Source organism: Dactylosporangium sp. NPDC051541 (genome assembly GCF_044454505.1).
In the GTDB taxonomy this organism is placed as follows: domain Bacteria; phylum Actinomycetota; class Actinomycetes; order Mycobacteriales; family Micromonosporaceae; genus Dactylosporangium.
Genome location: NZ_JBITDU010000016.1, coordinates 1 through 1,910 on the forward strand (window position 1 = coordinate 1; position 1,910 = coordinate 1,910).

Genomic DNA, 1,910 nt, shown 5'->3' on the forward strand with positions numbered 1-1,910 from the left:
CAGTCGGGATGCTCAGCCCAATCCGATACGAGCAAGCCCTGACAGGCACAGCGAACGCTGCTTAAAGACCTGTCCACTGTTCGGGGGGAACCTCAGACCGCGGGCAGTTGGCGGCGCCCTCGGCTGGCTCGTGTAAGGATTTGTGTGGACGAACGGCTGCGTCAGGGCCACGTGGACGATCTTCGTGCGGCTCGTTGGCAGCGGCGGCCCCGGGTGCGAACTGCGGGAGGCGACCGTCGGTGGTCAGCGGCGGCCCCGGGTGCGAACTGCGGGAGGCGACCGTTGGTGGTCAGCGGCGGCGCAGGAGTGTGACCGCTAGTTGTTCGCGGCGACGCAGGGTGGTGTCCGTCCGTGCGCCGAGCAGGCACAGTCGCGAGCCGAGTCGCAGCAGTAGCTCGGACTGCCACGGGCCGGCCGCCGGGATGTCCAGGAGTGCCCGTCCGCGCAGCCCCAGCACCTTGCCGGCCAGGTATCGCACCCGCGGCAGGTGCCACGCGTGGGAGACCAGGCCGAGCGGCGCCGACGGCGTGTACGGGCCGCCGACCAGGCCTTCTTCGACCAGATTCAGGAGATTTTCGAGGGTGCTGCGCGAACGTGTCTCAACGTGCAGTTCGCACCCGGCGGCCAGTCCGGCCCGCTGCGCGGCGTCGCGCATCAGGTCCGCCTCGCGGCTGCCGGCCGGCGGCTCCGGCGCCCGCTCCGACACGCCGGCCCAGCCCCCGGTGAACACGATCCGGGTCGGCGCACCGGACCGGGCGACGTGCTCGACCGCGGCCCGGACCCGTGCCTTGCTGTCCGTGGTGAGCTCGTAACGGCCGTCGGTGCAGGTTACGCCGCGGCCGAAGACGAGCAGCGTGGCGGCGGGCGGCGACATATTCGGACCGTATCGCGACCACCGGCTCGGGCGACACGGGCCTTGTCGGTCGATATGTGATCGGCCGGCGGCGGCTTCCAATCGATATGATGCCCGGCATGAGGGGGCGCGTGATCCGGCGCACACTTGCGGTTCTGGCCTTTCTCGCCGCCGCCGTCATCGCCGCTACCCCGTCGCCGGGCGAGGCCGCGCGGCCGCCGCTGCGGGTGCTCCAGCTCAACCTCTGTCACAGCGGGTTCGCGGGCTGCTACAGCGCGCGGGCCATCGACGTGGCCGCGGCCGTGATGCGCGGCAACCGTCCCGATGTCGTCACGCTCAACGAGATCTGCGCGGATGACGTCGAGGCGCTCGGCACCGTGCTCGACTCGGTGTTCCCCGGCGACACGGTCGTGCGCGCGTTCCGGCCCGCCGGTGACCGGCGCACAGGCGCTCCGTTCGCGTGCGTGAACGGGAAGGAGTACGGCATCGGGCTGCTCGCGCGGATCGCGGGCGGGCGGCGCGACACGATCGTCGACGGTGGGCTGTATCCGGACGACGACACGCAGGACATGAACGATCCCGAGCAGCGGGCGTGGGTGTGTGTGCACGTGTCCGGTGCCTACCAGGCGTGCACGACGCACCTGGCGAACACGGTGCCGGGGGTCGCGTTCAAGCAGTGTCGGTATCTGTTCGGGGTGGCCATTCCCGCGCTGCACGAACGCGCGGGGTATGTCCCGACCGTGGCCGCGGGCGACTTCAACCTGCTCGATCGCGCACAGGGCTGCGTGCCCGAGCCCGCATATGTGCGCGCGGACGACGGCGCCGTGCAGTACGTCGTCGCTACCGCCGACCATACGGTGACCAGCTCCGCCCACCTCGACCTGCAGCAGGCGACTGATCACCCCGGGTTGCTGGTCTCACTCGCGCCGAACTGACCGGCGGCCTCGAGGTCCGGCCGGGCGGCGCGGCCTGAGGCGCGGCTGGGCTGTGGGGTTCGGGTGCGGGTTGAGCTGCGGAGTTCGGGGTTCGGGGTTCAGGTGCGGTCGAGCTGCGGGGT

Annotated in this window: 2 protein-coding genes; one reads left to right on the forward strand and one right to left on the reverse strand. The window is 71.3% G+C overall.

What is annotated here, in order from left to right; genetic code table 11:
• Window positions 1-289 precede the first annotated feature (289 nt).
• On the reverse strand, window positions 290-874 hold the full coding sequence (locus ACIA8L_RS45020) for a YdcF family protein (RefSeq protein WP_395914646.1): 585 nt from the start codon (window positions 872-874) through the stop codon (window positions 290-292).
• 98 nt (window positions 875-972) lie between these two features.
• Between ACIA8L_RS45020 and ACIA8L_RS45025 the strand changes: the two genes are divergently transcribed.
• Window positions 973-1,788 carry an endonuclease/exonuclease/phosphatase family protein gene (locus tag ACIA8L_RS45025; protein ID WP_395914648.1) on the forward strand — a complete coding sequence of 272 codons (816 nt, stop codon included), beginning with the start codon at window positions 973-975 and terminating at the stop codon, window positions 1,786-1,788.
• Window positions 1,789-1,910: the final 122 nt, after the last annotated feature.

Bases quoted from the DNA above. Each gene is read 5' to 3' on its own strand.
- ACIA8L_RS45020 (WP_395914646.1), bottom strand. From the start codon at position 874: ATGTCGCCGCCCGCCGCCACGCTGCTCGTCTTCGGCCGCGGCGTAACC.
- ACIA8L_RS45025 (WP_395914648.1), top strand. From the start codon at position 973: ATGAGGGGGCGCGTGATCCGGCGCACACTTGCGGTTCTGGCCTTTCTC.